This window comes from Pediococcus inopinatus (assembly GCF_002982135.1).
Classification (GTDB): Bacteria; Bacillota; Bacilli; order Lactobacillales; family Lactobacillaceae; genus Pediococcus; species Pediococcus inopinatus.
In genome coordinates, this window is the sequence record NZ_CP019981.1 from 289,622 (window position 1) to 305,569 (window position 15,948).

The following is a 15,948-nucleotide window of genomic DNA, read 5'->3' on the forward strand; positions in this document are numbered from 1 at the left end:
AATTTACGAACGGATAGAAAGTGAGAAATATGAGTATACTAGCAGTTGAAAATTTATCACATGGATTTGCGGACAAAAGATTGTATGACGATGCCAATTTTGACCTCAATAAACAGGATCATATGGGGATCGTTGGTCAAAATGGGGCTGGAAAAAGTACCTTAATCAAAATATTAACTGGTGCCATCTTGCCTGATGAGGGATCAATTAAGTGGCAGAATAAAGTTACTTATGGTTATTTGGATCAATATGCAGATATTCCGGCTGGCGATACGCTTTACCAATTTTTAACAACAGCCTATGCTCATTTGTTTGAGTTGAAAGATCGTATGGATCAAGATTATGCCGATTATGCAGAGAACTTAGACGACGATCTGCTTGAAAAAGCTGGTCGGATTCAAGAAACTTTGGAAGCTAAGAATTTTTATGAAATTGATACCGAAATTGCGCGGGTAATGAGTGGACTTGGGTTAGATGACATCGGTAGAGATAACATTGTGAGTGAGATGAGTGGGGGACAACGGTCAAAGATTATTTTGGCAAAATTGCTTTTACAAAATCCTGATGTTCTTCTCTTGGATGAACCGACTAACTACTTGGATACGGCGCACATTGAATGGTTAGAGAACTATTTAACCACTTTTGATGGTACTTTTATTGTAATTTCTCATGATTATGATTTTTTGCAAGAAGTAACTAATTGTATTTGTGATGTGGCGTTTGGCAAAATTATTAAGTATCGTGGTAATTTCAAGTCTGCTATGCGTCAAAAAGAAGCTCGGAAAGAAGCCCAACTAAAGGCTTTTGAAAAACAACAGGTTGTGATTGAAAAAGCCGAGAAATTTATTCGCAAGAATAAGGCTGGATCTCATTCGACGATGGCCAAATCACGGGAAAAGATGTTGTCACATATTGATCGGGTGGATCCACCAAGCGAAAATCTACGTGCGCATTTTGATTTTCCATATTTGGAAACTGGTTCTCAGAATTCCGTAACTGTTAAAAAGTTAGCAGTTGGTTATGGCAAACGACAATTGCTGGAACCTGTCACCTTTAGTTTGACGGCTGGTGAAAAAATTGCCTTTTCTGGTTTTAACGGTGCCGGTAAGTCTACCTTGATCAAGTCGATCTTGGGAAAAATTCCAGCACTTAGTGGTACGACTTCATTTTCACCTTCGGCTAAGGTTAATTATTTTAGCCAAGAATTAGTTTGGGAAAAGCCTGAATTAACGCCGCTACAAACGATTCAAAATGTGTATCCAGATATGCAGCCAAGAACAATCCGCACAAAGTTAGCCAAATGTGGCATTAATGCGGCGGATACCCAAAAGGCGATGAGTATTTTAAGTGGTGGGGAACAGACGAAGGTTAAAATTTGTTTGTTGGAATTGGTTGAAGCAAACTTCTTAGTTATGGATGAACCAACAAACCATTTGGACGACGAAACGAAATCAGCTTTGAGTGAGGCTTTGCAGAGATTTAAGGGTAATTTGATTGTCGTCAGTCATGAAGATGGGTTTTATACTGACTGGATTGACAAAGAATTGAACGTTGAAAAATTACGAATTGATAAGTAAAAAAAGGAACCTGAACTGAACCCCGATAATTGGAGTAATCCAAATTATCGGGGTTTTGTTATGTTCTCAAAGGAAAATAAAATAAATGCAGTTTTAGAATTAACTAGTGGCCTGCCGCAAAGTATTATCATGAAAAAGTACGGTATCAAGGGCTCTGCCACTTTATATGAATGGAAACGCAGGTTAGAACAGTTCGGTGTTGAAGGTCTAAGTTTAAACCATAAGAAGACTTACTTTGATTATTCGTTTAAAATGAAAGTAATTAAATGGCGTTTAGATCAAAATGCATCCTTGCCGATAACTGCTAAGCAGTTTCGAATTAAACATCCAGCTGTAATTTGGCAATGGGAACGAGCTCTTGAACAAGGACGCCTTAATCCTAATCAAAGGCGGTCAAATACCATGTCAGATAGTAATAATGAAAAGTCTAAAAAGGAATTAGAAGAAGAAAACCGTGAATTGAGAGTTAAATTAGCTTATTTGGAAAAATTACACGCCTTGGTTCAGAAAAAGAAAGCATTAAAAACCAGGAAAAAGCACAAATAGTTGCTGAATTAAGGCGTGATTTGAACGAAGTGCTTAGCTTTATTTTAAAAGTTGTCGGTATGTCAAGTAGTAGTTATCATGATGCACTTAACCGACAATATAAAACTAATTATTCCCAGGACTTAGTGGATGAAATTCTTCAAATTAGACAAGATAATCCAGATTTCGGGTATCGTACGGTTACCGATGCATTAAGGAACAACGGTAAAATTGTTAACCATAAAGTGGTATTAAAGATCATGAAACAAAATGACGTGCTTTGTCATGCTTTTGATCGAAAAACTAGAAAATATAATTCTTATCGAGGTACTGTTGGTAAACTTGCTAAAAACAAACTGAATCGCAGATTCAATACGGATCGACCTTATCAAAAAGTAGTGACCGATGTGACTGAAGTTCGCTGGGGTTCTGGTTCGATTTCTGAGCGTGCTTATTTTACTTCATTTGTTGATCTTTACAGTAACGAGATATTGTCATGGAATATTGGTCTTAGCCCTAATGTAGCGTTTGTCACAAAACCTTTAATGGATTTAATTCGTTCAAAACCACAATTACCTTATAAGATGACAATTCATTCAGATCAAGGTTTTCAATATCAGAATTATCAGTATGTTTCCAAGCTAAAGAAAAACCACATTATGCAGAGTATGAGTCGCAAAGCGACTTGTCTGGATAATGCGGTTGCTGAGAGTTGTTTCCATATTTTAAAAGTTGGAACGGTGCATAATAACCACTATTCCTCCTACGAAGAATTAAGAATAGCCATAACTGAATACGTTAGTTATTATAATAATAAAAGAATTAGAACAAAACTGGCCGGAAAAACTACGGTACAATACCGAAACCTATCCGACCAGTTGGTTGCTTAAAATTCACTCCAAATTATGGGGTTCAGTTCAACCTGAGAAAAAATCTCAGGTTCCTTTTTTGTGATCTTTAGATTTTATTGTCGAAAATGTGGGTCTACACTTTCTGGTATTGGTGAATAACTGATACCAGTTTTTATTTTGAAAATTAAAAGGACATCTGTCCTCTTTGTGCTACGATTTAATCGCCAAACAAAATCGAAAAGAGGAAAAACAGATGTCCCTAACTAATTCTATCTTAAGCTTGTTTGAAATGACAGACCCAAATATAACCGTAACTGGTGTTACCAAGAAACGTTGCCCGAATGGACAACGAATTCATGTCGTTCACGCCAACCTTTCTTATCAGCTTGTGAAATGTCCCCATTGTGGCCATAAAAGTCTAATTAAAAACGGTACCCACGTTAGTCATCTAAGGTTGGGAACCTTATCAGGCGGACGTTATGAAATGCAGCTAAGACGACAAAGATATCAATGCCAACATTGTTTAAAAACCTGTGGAGCTAAAACTAACCTCGTTAGACGTAATGAAACTTTTACCCACAATGTTAAACATCAGGTCATTGTGCTAGCTCGTGACATGCTGACCAGTAAAGAAATCGCTAAAATTTGTGGCATTTCACCAAGTAGTGTTCAACGTATTTTAAATGCAAATATTCACTTGGCTTACCGTGTTAAGCAACTTCCGCCAAATCTTTGTTTCGATGAATTTCGTTCCTGTAATCATCTAATGTCCTTTAACTGTTGCGATGCCGTTAGTCATCGCCGCATTGTGACCCTCAAAGATCGTCTCAGTAAGGATATCATTGATTACTTTGAAGCTCGTTATTCAGTTCAAGAACGTGCGAAAGTTCAAACAATTACTATTGATATGAACGCCGAATATGCTAGCTTTATTCATCGTTTATTCCCGAATGCTGTCACGATTATTGACCGTTTCCACATTATTCAGCTTGCTGGTCGTGCACTAGACAATGAACGTACATGTATTATCCGTACTTTTCAAGATAAGCATTCACGCATTTACCGCATCCTTAAATCTCAATGGCGTTTATTTCATTTGGCAGAAGAGAAAATCAATGACACTAAGCTTATCTATTTACGAGGCATTAACGAGTATATGACCCAACAGAACGCCATCGACCTTGCCTTAGATGAATTTCCAGAATTCAAAACTGTGTATCAAACTTATCAAGGCATTCTAACCGCTATTCACCAAAAGGATGCCACGGAATTTAAAAATTTGATTACCAACTACCAAGTAGCTGGTAATCAAATGGACGTCACCATTTCAACCTTCGTTAAGAACGGCTCAGCAGTGCTCAACAGTTGTCGTTATCCGTATTCTAACGGTCCTATTGAAGGACTTAATCGTAAAATCAAGGTATTAAAGCGTAGCTGTTTTGGTTTTCGAAATATTCATAACTTCTTCATTCGTATCAGTTTAATTCATGAGTAAACAAAAAGCACATTCACCGAAGTGAACATGCCTTCAAAAATCTGGGTCTACACTTTCTGGTATTGGTGAATAACTAATACCGGTTTTTTGTCTGTTTTGAAAATCAGAAAAATAAAAAAGGACATCTGTCCTCTTTGTGCTACGATTTAATCGCCAAAACAAATCGAAAAGAGGAAATTCAGATGTCCCTAACTAATTCTATCTTATGCTTATTCGAAATAACAGACCCAAACTTAATTGTCACTGGTATTTCTAAAGAACGGTGTTCCACAAACCAACGTATTCATGTCGTCCATGCAACTTTGTCTTATCAACTTTTAAAGTGCCCACATTGTGGCCATAAAAGCTTAATTAAAAACGGAACTCACATGAGTCACCTGCGTTTAGGAACCTTATCCGGTGGTCGTTACGAAATGCATTTAAAACGTCAAAGATACCAATGTAAAGATTGTTCAAAAACCTGTGGTGCTAAAACTAAGTTGGTTAATCGTAACGAAACTTTCACACATAATATCAAACATCAAGTGATCGTTTTGGCACGCGATATGTTGACGAGTAAAGAAATTGCTAAACTTTGTGGAATTTCGCCAAGCAGTGTTCAACGAATCCTAAATGCCAATATTCACTTAGCCTATCGTGTTAAACATCTCCCAGAGAATCTTTGCTTTGATGAATTTCGTTCCTGTAATCACTGTATGTCCTTTAATTGTTGCGATGCCGTTAGTCATCGCCGAATTGTTACTTTAAAAGATCGGCTAAGTAAAGATATCATTGACTACTTTGAAGCTCGTTTTTCGGTTCAAGAACGTGCCCAAGTTCAATCAGTGACGATTGACATGAATGCTGAATATGTCAGCTTCATTCATCGCTTATTTCCCAATGCGGCCACGATTATCGATCGTTTCCATATTATTCAACTGGCTGGGCGTGCCTTAGATAATGAACGCACGCAGACCATTCGTACTATCCAAGATAAGCATTCACGAATTTATCATATTTTAAAATCTCAATGGCGTTTATTTCATCTTGATGAAATAAAAGTTAATGATTCTAAGGCTGTTTATTTACGCGGAATTAACGAGTATATGACGCAACAAAACGCCATTGATTTAGCTCTAGACGCTTTTCCCAGATTTAGATCTGTGTATCAAACCTATCAAGGTATCTTAAGTGCCATACACCAAAAGGATGCTAATGCGTTCCAATCCTTACTTACTAACTACCAACCCACTAGTAATCAAATGGACATAACGATCAACACGTTTATCAAAAATGGTTCAGCCCTTCTAAACAGTTGTCGTTATCCATTTTCCAACGGTCCAATTGAAGGACTTAATCGTAAAATCAAGGCATTAAAGCGTAACTGTTTTGGTTTTCGAAATATTGACAACTTCTTTATCCGGATTAGTTTAATTCATGAGTAAACAAAAAGCACATTCACCGAAGTGAATGTGCCGTTCAAAATCTCCACCAATACGATTTGACAGAGACCCAAAAATCTCTACCAATACAGTTTGACAGAGACCCGAAAATGTGTTCGATAAGGCAGCTTCCTCCGCTTAGCTACGATTAACAAACGGTCCCAAGTGCGGACCATTCGTCAATCTAGGCTATGCTCAGAAGCTAACCGCCTTGTCTCACACTCTAAAATTTGCCACTTTCGACATCACGGAGATAATCTGCCAAATGTTTGAAGTAAACAGGGGCATTATCAATCATATGATGGTGACCACCGTTTGGCGTTGTGACCAAACGTGAATTTGGAATTGCTTGTGCCATTCGTTGTGCGGACTTCAGTGGCATTGTTTCATGTTCACCGAAAGTTAACAACGTTGGGACTTTAATCTTGTGGATTTGATCACGAATATCCCATTCTTTTAGTTTCCCAGTAACAACAAATTCATTGTCACCTTGGAAAGCGTTATAAACAGGGACAGCCATTGTGTCAACCAAATGAGAAATTGCTGGTGGCTGCTTACGATCGACGTAGCCTTCGTTTAAAACCTCAACAAGCTCTTGGTAACGTTCATTATGCCAATCACCATTCTTTTCGCAATCGCGCATGAATTGGGCATCTTTAGGAGAAAGAGCTTCATCACGGATAGCGTCTTGGTGCTCTAAATATTCATCAATGTTATCTACCATGCTGGAAATGATGGCACCCTTTAAATGGCTACCGTATTTTAAAGCGTAAAGCATGGTTAATGCACCGCCCCAAGATTGACCAATCAAGTAGAAGTGGTCAATCCCTAACTTTTGACGAACTTCTTCAACTTCATCCAAGAAGTAGTCGTAAGTTAGGTATTTAGCAGCAATTTTTGGATCTGAATAATCAGGTTGGTCAGAATACCATGATCCTAATTGATCATAATAATGAACCTGCACGTTTAAGCCTTGTTTCTTGAGCTCATCATGGAAATTTTCCCAGTATTCATGATTCCCACCAGGGCCACCATGCAATGCTAGTAAATGAATCTGACTATCTTCGCCATCTGTGTGTGACCACAAATGGTAGCCGTTGTTCAACGTTAAAATCTTTGTTCCTTGTTTCACTAGATCACCCTATTTCGTTTTAGTTAACCCTTATTCTAGCAAAACTAAGGCAACTACTCAATGTTTCGGTTTTGTTTTTGAACCCGTTTTCGTAAATTTTTGCGCCAAAAGCCACCCTTAATGAATTTTGGTTCATAAGAAATAATAAAAGCGTCTGGATTGTTGGCCTCGATAAAGTTGTAGAGATGTTGTTCTCGTTTACGAGGGGTTAAGATTTCAAATTCTAAGCGAGCACCTTCACGTCCTTGGGCATTTTTGACAGTTACACCATAACCTTCGTCACGGATGTTTTCAGCAAACTTTTTGCTTTCGTCCGTTTTAGGTAGAATGACATTTACATTCAATAATCCGAGGCGTAGTCTGTCCTCCAGCCAGGTTCCAAAATAAATACCGGCGCCATAACCGAGGGCGTAAGCAGCAATATTCCAGACATTATTAAGTTTGCTTAACACCAAGCTTAAACCCACCACGTAGGTCACAATTTCTGCAATCGAAAGTAAGGAAGCCCATAGTTTATAGCCTTTCATCTCTAAAAGAGTTCGGATAGTGTTCATGGTAATGTAAGCAAAACTAAGGGTAAAAATAAGTGCAAGTTGTCCGTAATTCATGGTGCGGGCCTTCTTTCAAGAAATTTGAATATTAGGAAAGTATACCAAAGTGCAAGGAAATCATGCAAGGTGTTTGGAAGTGAATTTTTGTTAAAATCACTAAAAGACGTTTGCTTGTTCTTATCTCAATCAATTGATAAGATTAAGAAAAAAGTAGAGGAAGTTTTCGCAATCAAATTTAATTTTAAAAAACTTCAACAAAAAAGTATCGCAGCGGGATTTAATATTGACTTTCACATCTTTGATCAGATTGATTCGACTAACTCAGAGGCCAAACGAGTGGGTCGGCAACTTGAACGCATAACCCAGCCGCAAATTTTTATTGCGAATCATCAAACAGCAGGATATGGACGATTAAAACGTGATTTTTATTCACCTGAAGACAGTGGCTTATACATTAGTTTTTTAATTCCAGTGGTGGGGAAGACATTTAATCCGGGATTATTGACAACAATGACTGCGGTGGCCAGTGCAGAAGCGATTCAAAAACATTTTTCGGTTCAGTTGCAGATCAAATGGGTAAATGATTTGATTTTAAATAAGCGAAAAGTGGGCGGAATTCTGGCTGAGGCAATCACTGATCCGATAACCAATCAATTAGCAGGAGTGGTGATCGGGATTGGTGTAAATTTATATACCCAATCTTTTCCAGCAGAGATTCAACAAATTGCGACCTCTTTAAGTGATCAAGCGGAGGCTAAGGACCAAACGGACTTTTTGGCTGATTTTGTGAATAACTTTTTAAACCACCTAAAAACTTATCAAAACGCAGATTTTATGTCGAAGTATCGGCAGCTATCATCTGTAATTGGCCAGCAAGTTCAAGTTCAGTTTCAAAATAAGACCGTTGTTGGCGTCGTTGAAACGATTGATGACCAAGGAAGACTAATTTTACAAACCACACAACAAAGGCTAGTCATCTCAAGTGGCGAAATTATTCACGTAAGTCCAACTAAATCCAATTAAAAAAGCGTTCGGAAATTAATTTTCCGGACGCCTTTTTATTTATTTGATTGGTAAAGTTATTTTGCATTGATTAATTTGTAATGAATATTGTAATTCTTGGTTACCACGAACAGTTGTTGCAAAATCAGTTGCATAAACGACTAAGCCAAGCTGGTGACCAGCTAACAAATGGTAAAAAGTGGGTTGTAAATCGACGGTCAAATCATAAAAATCATTTGCCTTCAGTTCATCTACTTGATAAGCATTATGACGATTTTGCAAATTAATATGGCCCTTGGTAATCATCTTCCAAGGGGTGGCCTCTTTTTGCAAGGTGAACTCGCGGAGATTATCACGACGCCAATCATAAGCACCACTCAATGATTTTCCTGCTAGAATCGTTGGGCTTACGGTGAGGCGTTTGGCATCGCCGTAATCAACCAACTGAAAACTCAGCATTCCAAATGGTTCGTTGACGGCTACACGAATTTTGAGTTGTGCACACCCATCAATATAAGTGTCATGATCGTAGCGACTGGTTTTGAAGATCAAGCGATTATCACGCAATTGATTTTCACCTTTTGTGTCATGGTTTGTGGTTAGTAAATCACGTTCCCAGACATTTAAATGTTTTTTATAGAAGTCGAATACTTCAGGATCAAGATGATCGCTAAACGAAGCTGCGGCAGTCCGAACTGGAACGGTTTCTGGAACCAACTCTTTGGCTTCAAAATTGAAAACCTGTTTTTGATCAGTTGGTGCTTGCCAATCTTCATAGCTAGTCCATGTTTCAGGCTGCACGTTATCTTGAATTAGCACATCAGGTAATAAATCTTCTGCATGATTATCTAAACCAAAGAGTTCATGACTAAACCAAAGATTCATCATGTCAGTGAAATCGAGGGAACGAAATCCATTGACGTAAATGTGTTGACCTTGATGCAGAATCAACTTTTTAGTGATTGGGGCATCTCTTAAGGCGTTCCATAAATTACCAACGTTACGTGGCTTAACATTCCAGTCATTTAAACCATGCACCATAATCATATCAGCTTTAATGTTTTTAACATTGTTGACATAATTACGTTCGTCCCAGTAGTGACTGTAATTCCCAGTTTGACGATCCTGATCTTTGGTCATGGTTTGTAAAACTTGATCAAAGAAGTCCTTGATCTTTAAATAGTCACCAGGCTTTTGCATCCGGCTAAATACTTCCGTAGCGAGGACATCCATGTCTTCACCCTGGAAAGTATCGGGCGCGGCAACTAAACCGCCATCACGATAATAGTCGTACCAACTTGAAATTGCTGCTTCAGACACGACTGTCTTTAGTCCATCCACGCCGGTTGTGGCAGCTGCGACAGCTAAAGTACCTAAATAAGAGCGGCCGGTCATCGCAATCTTACCGTTAGACCAAGAAGCTTTGATTTCAATATTATCAGTTTTGTTAGTGAAAGCCGTCCGATTTCCAGCGAGCCATTCAATAACGGCAATGGTTGAAACTGTTTCGGAAACGGCCCCTGTGTCCCGAATTCCGTCAGAATCTTTAGTTCCAATTCCAGCTGCATAAACAACGGCAAATCCGCGGGTTAGGAAATAATCATTTAAAGTATAAGGCGATTCCATCGCAAAGGTTTCGTCGGCTTCTTGTTGTTCACCAGCAATTTTGCGTTTAGCAGGTAACTTCTTTGGTGTCTCTTGATAATGGACGTCTGCGTAAGTGAGTTGATTGGGTTCTTTAGGTTCTAAAGGTACGTCAACATTATGCATAGCTGCACTGCCAGCTTCGTCGTTAATACCTTGATTGTAAGGACTAGCCGTATATAAAACTGGTGCACGATAGTCATCTGCGGTTTGTTTAGCCCGAAGGATTTCGACCTTCAATAGATCTCGTTTGCCATCCTCATCGGTGTCTAGCGGCGCCTCCACATAAACAACGTCACGAATTAATTGGTGAGGATCAAAAACAGCTTGGGCCTTGCCGTTGAAAAATAAAGGTTTAGTGGTTGTTGCATAGAAAGATACAAAATAGCCGGCCTGTGCTAACTTGTCTAAGTAAGTCTGGCCCTTTTTCGTATGGGTACAAAGCAATAGATACCAGGCATGCAGTAAGTCAGACTTGGTTTTGATTGGCTCACCAACGATGGGGAGCTTAATTTGTTTCATGGCTTCAATGGGGTTATCAAGCTTAAAATCGATATCTACATCGAATTCAAGAAGCTGCATAGCCACACGATAAAAAATGTCATTGGTAAGTGCCTGTTGGGAGTCTAAAAAGTCTCCCAAGGTCATTTCTGGGGTAGCTAAATAATTATTCAATTTTTGTTTGAAGACGGTTTGGCTTTTTGCTTCAAGGACTGTTTTGTGTAAAAGCTCTTGCCAAACTGCGATTGGATCATCTAATTGATCAATTGAGTCATCGATAAAGTGGGTCGCTCGTAACTCTTTAAGTTCGGTTGTTCTATCGACAGGTTCAATTGCAAATTGGTTATTTTTCATAATATAAAAACCTCCGAAAAGTTGTATGGCACCAATTATACGCCATTCTGCAACTATTCGGAGGTAATTTAACTAATTAATTTTTAATGATCTAATTTACTTTTTTTCGTTATCTTTTTGTGCCAGTTGGCTGTGATGAATTCCGTAAGTAAAGTAAATTAGTAGACCAAATGCAAACCACAATAGAGACGCAATCCAGGTTTCCTTAGATAAAGTGGTCATTAAGAAGATACATAAGAATCCCGAAATGATTGGTAATACTGGATAAAATGGGACTTTAAATCCATGATTAGGGATATCTTTTCGTTTCCGAAGGGGAATAATTCCAAAGGATACAACGGCAAACGCAATTAGTGTACCAATGTTAACAAGGTTAGTTAATTGGTCCAAAGGAACTAGACCACCCAAAATGGCAATGACAATTGTGACAACCGTCATGGCATGGAGTGGCGAATGATTAGCACTAACTTTGCCCAATGTTTTTGGCAATAAGCCATCACGACCAGTGGAATAAACTAATCGGGAGCTACTAAAGATCATTGTCACCATCATGGTGGTCATCCCGGCTAATGCGCCTAAAGATAAAAGACCAGCTAGCCAGTTTTGATTAACAGCTTGTAAAGCAAAGGCCACGGGATCTGCGACGTTTAATTTGGTGAATGGAATCATCCCAGTCAATACGATTGAAACGCCAATGTACAGGACGGTTGCGATAATCAAAGTCCCGATAATTCCAAATGGCATGTTGTGATCTGGATCTTTTACTTCGGCTGCCGAAGAAGAAACGGCATCGAACCCAAGATAAGCAAAGAAAACGGTAGAAGCGCCTTGGAACATCCCTTTAACACCAAAGGGCATAAAGGGATGCCAATTACTTGGCTTGACGTAAAATGCGCCAATTAGTAAAAATAGCACGATAATCACAAGTTTGACGATGACCATGATGTTGTTAATTCGAAGGGATGATTTCAATCCTTTCGATAGAAATAACGCAATGATACAAACGATTATGATGGCCACAATATTTATGTAAGTCCCATGGGCAGGATCAAATGGGCCAGACAAGGCTTGAGGAATATGAAGGCCAAATCCTGATATAAATGAACTAAAGTAGGCCGACCAACCGGTGGAAACCGCCGCGACGGCCAGGACATACTCTAAAATGAGGGCCCAACCTAAAATCCAACCGACGATTTCACCAAACACGACGTTCCCATAAGAATAGGCGCTACCGGCAACGGGCAACGCGGAAGAAAATTCAGCGTAACACATGGCAGCGACAGAACAAACAATGGCAGCAACCACGAAGGAAAGAATAATGGCAGGACCAGCTTTGGTTGCGGCGACGGTTCCAGGTAAAATAAAGATTCCGGTACCAATGACGGCACCAATTCCAAGGGCAATTAAATCCCAACCGTTCATGGTTTTTTCGAAACGGTTGTCGCGCTCAATGTAACGATCACGACTTTCTTTGCGGAAAATTCGTCCGCGTAATGACATAAACAACACTCCCTAAATGTAGTGACTCAAACTGTAACCAGTTTATTAGACTATATCCAGAAAAATATTAAAAGTCAATGAGAAAAAATAAAAGTGAACGTAACAAGTCGTTAAGCAATGAATATATAAGTGAGGTGGAAGCGGGATCGCATCCCGCTGCGAGTTATTGCGGCCGAACTTTGCCACAAGAATCGACAACGACCGAAGCATAAAAGGTTTTCGTTCCGAAAACCAACAACTGAAGCGTAGCAGTGGGAACCTTACTTATATATTCATTGCTGACTTGTGGAGTTGTCCTACTGCCTAGCAGAAACATTAACAGTGATTGCAGACCACCAAAACAACATCTACCATTAGCTATTCGTCTTCATGGTATAATGAAAAAAATTAAAATCTGAGCAAAGGTGGCGGTCATTACGGCAAATGAAGCATTGTTAATCGAAGACTTATCTACAGTTGGATCAGTTTCTATGAGTATTGCCACGCCAGTCGTAACTGTATTCGGGGAACAGCCAGCCATTTTGCCTTCAATCCTTTTGTCCACACACACCGGTGGTTTTGGGCAACCTGCCTCAGTATCCATGGAAACAGCAATCCCAGAATTTCGTCACCATTGGCAAACAGCCGATGTTCGTTTTAAAAATGTTTTAATTGGATATCTAGGTAATAATCAAAAAGTCTATCATGAAGTAAACAACTTGTTAAAGGCGGATCAGCCTAATCTGGTGGTTTTAGATCCCGCATTTGCCGATCATGGAAAGTTGTACACAGGGATGACTGCGGTAGTTGTGGAGAACTATTTGCAGTTGTGTAAGCATGTTCAAGTGTTTCTGCCGAATTTTACAGAAGCTTGCTTGATTTTGAATCGGAAAGTACCTGAGCATGTCACTAAATCAGAATTGGCTATAATTCTTGCCGAGCTTTCAAAAAAAACGGGTCTCTCTAAAGTTGCCATCACTGGAATTGAACGAGATAACCAAATTGGCATGGTATTTATGAGTGACCAACAAGTTAAATATGTTTCTTCCCAAAAAGTTTCCGGAGATTATTTTGGTACTGGAGATCTTTTCTCGAGTTTGGTATTTGAATTTCTTTTAAATCAAGAATCATTTGAGACTGCTTTAACCCTTGCCAATCAATGGACAAGTGAAGCAGTAGCTGATACAATCAAACAAATTTCACGAGACCCACGAATGGGAGTTCGGTTACAAACTGTTTTTTCAAAAATATTAGCATACAAGGGGAGTTAACGTTATGCATAACAATCAATTAAGAAAAATTATCGTTACGGCGTTATTTGCTGCAATTATTTTTATTGGTATTTCAGTATTTCAAATTCCAATTCCTGCCATGATTGGCCGGCCATTTGTCCACTTTGGCAATGCCTTGACCGCTTTAGCAATTATGTTTTTAGGTTTCGGATACGGATCGTTAGCAGGGGCAATTGGGTTGGGACTGTTTGATGTCACCCATGGATATGCAAGTACGGCCTATCTCACAATCATTGAAGTGATTATTGTGGCGGCAGTTGTCACCTTGGTGTTCCGACTTTTGCGGCGTGATGATACAAAAAAATGGCATATTGTCCTTGTCGCATTTGTAGCTGGATTCACGAAAATTTTTACTTCATTTGGGAACTCAGTGATTGAAGGGGTTGCGTATGAAGGGATGCAATTACATGCGGCAGTTGTTGGGGCGATTGCCAGCGAACCCGCGACCATCGTTAATTCGATTACCACGTTTGTACTAGTGATGATTCTTTATTATCCATTAAAAAATATCTTAAAACGCTCAGGATTAGGTTAAATAAATAGGGATCAGAGAAATGATAAAATTTCTCTGACCCCTTATTTATTTGGTTAGGCATCCTGTAGATTACCTTGAATGGCCATAATCGTTTTTAAGTTTTGAACAGCTGATTCAATGGTGATTCCAGTCGCTTCAAATGTTGGGTCAGCTTTGTCATTGGCGATAAAAACTTGTTTTTCCGTATCAAGAGCAATGCTGAACCAGTTGTGGCTATATTTTTCAAAGGTCATAATGTTGACCCTCCTTTGTTTTAGTGTCGCAAAAGGCTTAGCGGTCAGAGAAGCTTAGATAGTCAAATGATCCTAATTGGGAATCGTTTGATTATCTAAGCTAATCGGATAGAAGCAGCTTTTTGACACATTTATTTTATTAAGTTGAAAAGATTTCAGAAAACTTTAGAAATCGCTTACATCTAACTTTATTTTTTTATTCTACAGCATGTTACAATAAAAGACAAATGAAATAACTATGGAGTGGAAAATTGATGAATAAAATCATTGTCATTACTGGTGCCACGGGGACTGGTAAAACAACTGTTAGTGACTACTTAAAAACTTATTATCGGATCCCGCAAGTCATCACTCACACAACAAGACCTGCGCGCAAGGATGAAATTTCTGGAAAAGACTATTATTTTGAAACGGATAAAAGTTTTTTCGATAATCATTATCTTGAAAATGTGGTTTATGCAGGGTATCATTATGGTTCTTCGTATGAAGGATTAGAGCGGGGCTGGAAACGAAATGCGCTTGCCAGTATCGTGTTAGATACCAAAGGTGCTGTGACCTATGTAGAAAAACTTGGCGCACAAGTGGTCGTTTTGTACATGACAGTTTCAAATCATAAAAGTTTGGCCAAACGCCTCCATGAACGCGGGGATGATGCCGAAATGGTTGAAAAAAGGCTCGCGAGTGAAGAATATCAGCGTGATCTTCAGTTGCCGACAGCGCTTCGAGGTAAGGCACACGTGATTTTAAATGATCAATGGGAAGATGCCCGCAAACAAATTGACGAGATTGTTCAGAATTTACAAAAAGTTGTGGCCAATCAATAATCTATCAAGTTTGGCTTAGGTATGCTAAACTTTTATAAAGAGTAATTATTACTATTTAGGATTAGAGGAGTTAAAAATGGATACCAAGTTAACCGCTGCAATTGAAGTACTAAAACAAAATAATTTAAAAATCACGCAACAACGTCAAACCTTAATTCAGATTATGACGCAACATGAAAACAAATATATTGATGTCACTCAAGTAGATGAACAAATGCGGACCCATTATCCTAAAATGAGTCATAACACCGTTTATCGTAACTTAAAAGAATTTGAATCCATCGGCTTGGTAGAGCAAATTATTCAAGGTGAGCATGCCCAAGTAAAGTATCAGTGTGACGTCACTCAACAACATCATCACCACTTTATCTGTACGAATTGTGGCAAGGTAGAAGAAGTGGAGATGTGTCCACTTGATTTCTTTGAACGCCAATTACCGGGCTATCAGATTTCAGGGCATCGCTTTGAGTTATACGGACTATGTGCCAACTGTGCAAAAAAGCAGCAAGCCTAATAAGATTAAATTTGCCGT

At 38.9% G+C, this 15,948-nt stretch carries 15 protein-coding genes; 10 read left to right on the forward strand and 5 right to left on the reverse strand.

All coding sequences use genetic code 11. The annotated features are described in order from the left end of the window. The first annotated feature begins 29 nt into the window (after positions 1-29). From PI20285_RS01415 to PI20285_RS01435, 5 genes are all read left to right on the forward strand, one after another. A complete protein-coding gene (locus tag PI20285_RS01415) occupies positions 30-1,577 on the forward strand; it encodes an ABC-F family ATP-binding cassette domain-containing protein (protein ID WP_057775261.1) in 1,548 nt (515 codons plus the stop codon). A 60-nt stretch (positions 1,578-1,637) separates the two neighbouring features. Continuing rightward, on the forward strand, positions 1,638-2,123 hold the full coding sequence (locus PI20285_RS01420) for a helix-turn-helix domain-containing protein (protein ID WP_063698689.1): 486 nt from the start codon (positions 1,638-1,640) through the stop codon (positions 2,121-2,123). 20 nt (positions 2,124-2,143) lie between these two features. Continuing rightward, the gene (locus tag PI20285_RS01425; protein ID WP_245080607.1) at positions 2,144-2,992 is read left to right on the forward strand and encodes an IS3 family transposase; all 849 of its coding nucleotides are present in this window, start codon (positions 2,144-2,146) and stop codon (positions 2,990-2,992) included. Between the two features lie 166 nt (positions 2,993-3,158). Next, positions 3,159-4,448, forward strand: coding sequence for an ISL3 family transposase (locus tag PI20285_RS01430; RefSeq protein ID WP_245080610.1), 1,290 nt, complete (start codon positions 3,159-3,161; stop codon positions 4,446-4,448). A 134-nt stretch (positions 4,449-4,582) separates the two neighbouring features. Next, the gene (locus tag PI20285_RS01435) at positions 4,583-5,872 is read left to right on the forward strand and encodes an ISL3 family transposase (protein ID WP_245080612.1); all 1,290 of its coding nucleotides are present in this window, start codon (positions 4,583-4,585) and stop codon (positions 5,870-5,872) included. 220 nt (positions 5,873-6,092) lie between these two features. Here PI20285_RS01435 and PI20285_RS01440 read toward each other — a convergent pair whose 3' ends face one another. After that, positions 6,093-7,001, reverse strand: coding sequence for a proline-specific peptidase family protein (locus PI20285_RS01440; RefSeq protein WP_057774147.1), 909 nt, complete (start codon positions 6,999-7,001; stop codon positions 6,093-6,095). Positions 7,002-7,054: 53 nt separating this feature from the next. Continuing rightward, positions 7,055-7,609 (reverse strand): DUF2179 domain-containing protein, encoded by a 555-nt coding sequence (locus tag PI20285_RS01445; RefSeq protein ID WP_057774146.1) that lies wholly within the window; start codon positions 7,607-7,609, stop codon positions 7,055-7,057. A gap of 87 nt (positions 7,610-7,696) precedes the next feature. On the opposite strand from PI20285_RS01445, the gene PI20285_RS01450 reads away from it, so the two are divergent. Beyond that, on the forward strand, positions 7,697-8,575 hold the full coding sequence (locus tag PI20285_RS01450) for a biotin--[acetyl-CoA-carboxylase] ligase (protein ID WP_158694965.1): 879 nt from the start codon (positions 7,697-7,699) through the stop codon (positions 8,573-8,575). 39 nt (positions 8,576-8,614) lie between these two features. On the opposite strand, the gene PI20285_RS01455 is transcribed toward PI20285_RS01450, so the two are convergent. Both PI20285_RS01455 and PI20285_RS01460 read right to left on the reverse strand, forming a co-directional pair. Further along, entirely contained in the window at positions 8,615-11,053 is a 2,439-nt protein-coding gene (locus PI20285_RS01455) for a Xaa-Pro dipeptidyl-peptidase (protein WP_057774142.1), read from the reverse strand. A gap of 96 nt (positions 11,054-11,149) precedes the next feature. Beyond that, positions 11,150-12,553, reverse strand: a complete 1,404-nt coding sequence (locus PI20285_RS01460; RefSeq protein ID WP_057774140.1) for an APC family permease — start codon at positions 12,551-12,553, stop codon at positions 11,150-11,152. Between the two features lie 431 nt (positions 12,554-12,984). Between PI20285_RS01460 and PI20285_RS01465 the strand changes: the two genes are divergently transcribed. Both PI20285_RS01465 and PI20285_RS01470 read left to right on the forward strand, forming a co-directional pair. After that, the gene (locus PI20285_RS01465; protein WP_158694966.1) at positions 12,985-13,803 is read left to right on the forward strand and encodes a PfkB family carbohydrate kinase; all 819 of its coding nucleotides are present in this window, start codon (positions 12,985-12,987) and stop codon (positions 13,801-13,803) included. A 4-nt stretch (positions 13,804-13,807) separates the two neighbouring features. Next, positions 13,808-14,359 carry an ECF transporter S component gene (locus tag PI20285_RS01470; protein WP_057774136.1) on the forward strand — a complete coding sequence of 184 codons (552 nt, stop codon included), beginning with the start codon at positions 13,808-13,810 and terminating at the stop codon, positions 14,357-14,359. A 53-nt stretch (positions 14,360-14,412) separates the two neighbouring features. Here PI20285_RS01470 and PI20285_RS01475 read toward each other — a convergent pair whose 3' ends face one another. Further along, the gene (locus tag PI20285_RS01475) at positions 14,413-14,592 is read right to left on the reverse strand and encodes a hypothetical protein (RefSeq protein ID WP_046871436.1); all 180 of its coding nucleotides are present in this window, start codon (positions 14,590-14,592) and stop codon (positions 14,413-14,415) included. Between the two features lie 254 nt (positions 14,593-14,846). Here PI20285_RS01475 and PI20285_RS01480 point away from each other — a divergent pair, with 254 nt between their 5' ends. Together PI20285_RS01480 and PI20285_RS01485 are read left to right on the forward strand one after the other, a co-directional pair. After that, positions 14,847-15,416, forward strand: a complete 570-nt coding sequence (locus PI20285_RS01480) for a nucleoside/nucleotide kinase family protein (protein ID WP_057774134.1) — start codon at positions 14,847-14,849, stop codon at positions 15,414-15,416. Positions 15,417-15,492: 76 nt separating this feature from the next. After that, positions 15,493-15,930, forward strand: coding sequence for a Fur family transcriptional regulator (locus tag PI20285_RS01485; protein WP_057774132.1), 438 nt, complete (start codon positions 15,493-15,495; stop codon positions 15,928-15,930). Positions 15,931-15,948 lie beyond the last annotated feature (18 nt).

Bases quoted from the DNA above. Each gene is read 5' to 3' on its own strand.
- PI20285_RS01470 (WP_057774136.1), top strand. From the start codon at position 13,808: ATGCATAACAATCAATTAAGAAAAATTATCGTTACGGCGTTATTTGCT.
- PI20285_RS01445 (WP_057774146.1), bottom strand. From the start codon at position 7,609: ATGAATTACGGACAACTTGCACTTATTTTTACCCTTAGTTTTGCTTAC.
- PI20285_RS01485 (WP_057774132.1), top strand. From the start codon at position 15,493: ATGGATACCAAGTTAACCGCTGCAATTGAAGTACTAAAACAAAATAAT.
- PI20285_RS01480 (WP_057774134.1), top strand. From the start codon at position 14,847: ATGAATAAAATCATTGTCATTACTGGTGCCACGGGGACTGGTAAAACA.
- PI20285_RS01475 (WP_046871436.1), bottom strand. From the start codon at position 14,592: ATGACCTTTGAAAAATATAGCCACAACTGGTTCAGCATTGCTCTTGAT.
- PI20285_RS01420 (WP_063698689.1), top strand. From the start codon at position 1,638: ATGTTCTCAAAGGAAAATAAAATAAATGCAGTTTTAGAATTAACTAGT.
- PI20285_RS01455 (WP_057774142.1), bottom strand. From the start codon at position 11,053: ATGAAAAATAACCAATTTGCAATTGAACCTGTCGATAGAACAACCGAA.
- PI20285_RS01460 (WP_057774140.1), bottom strand. From the start codon at position 12,553: ATGTCATTACGCGGACGAATTTTCCGCAAAGAAAGTCGTGATCGTTAC.
- PI20285_RS01415 (WP_057775261.1), top strand. From the start codon at position 30: ATGAGTATACTAGCAGTTGAAAATTTATCACATGGATTTGCGGACAAA.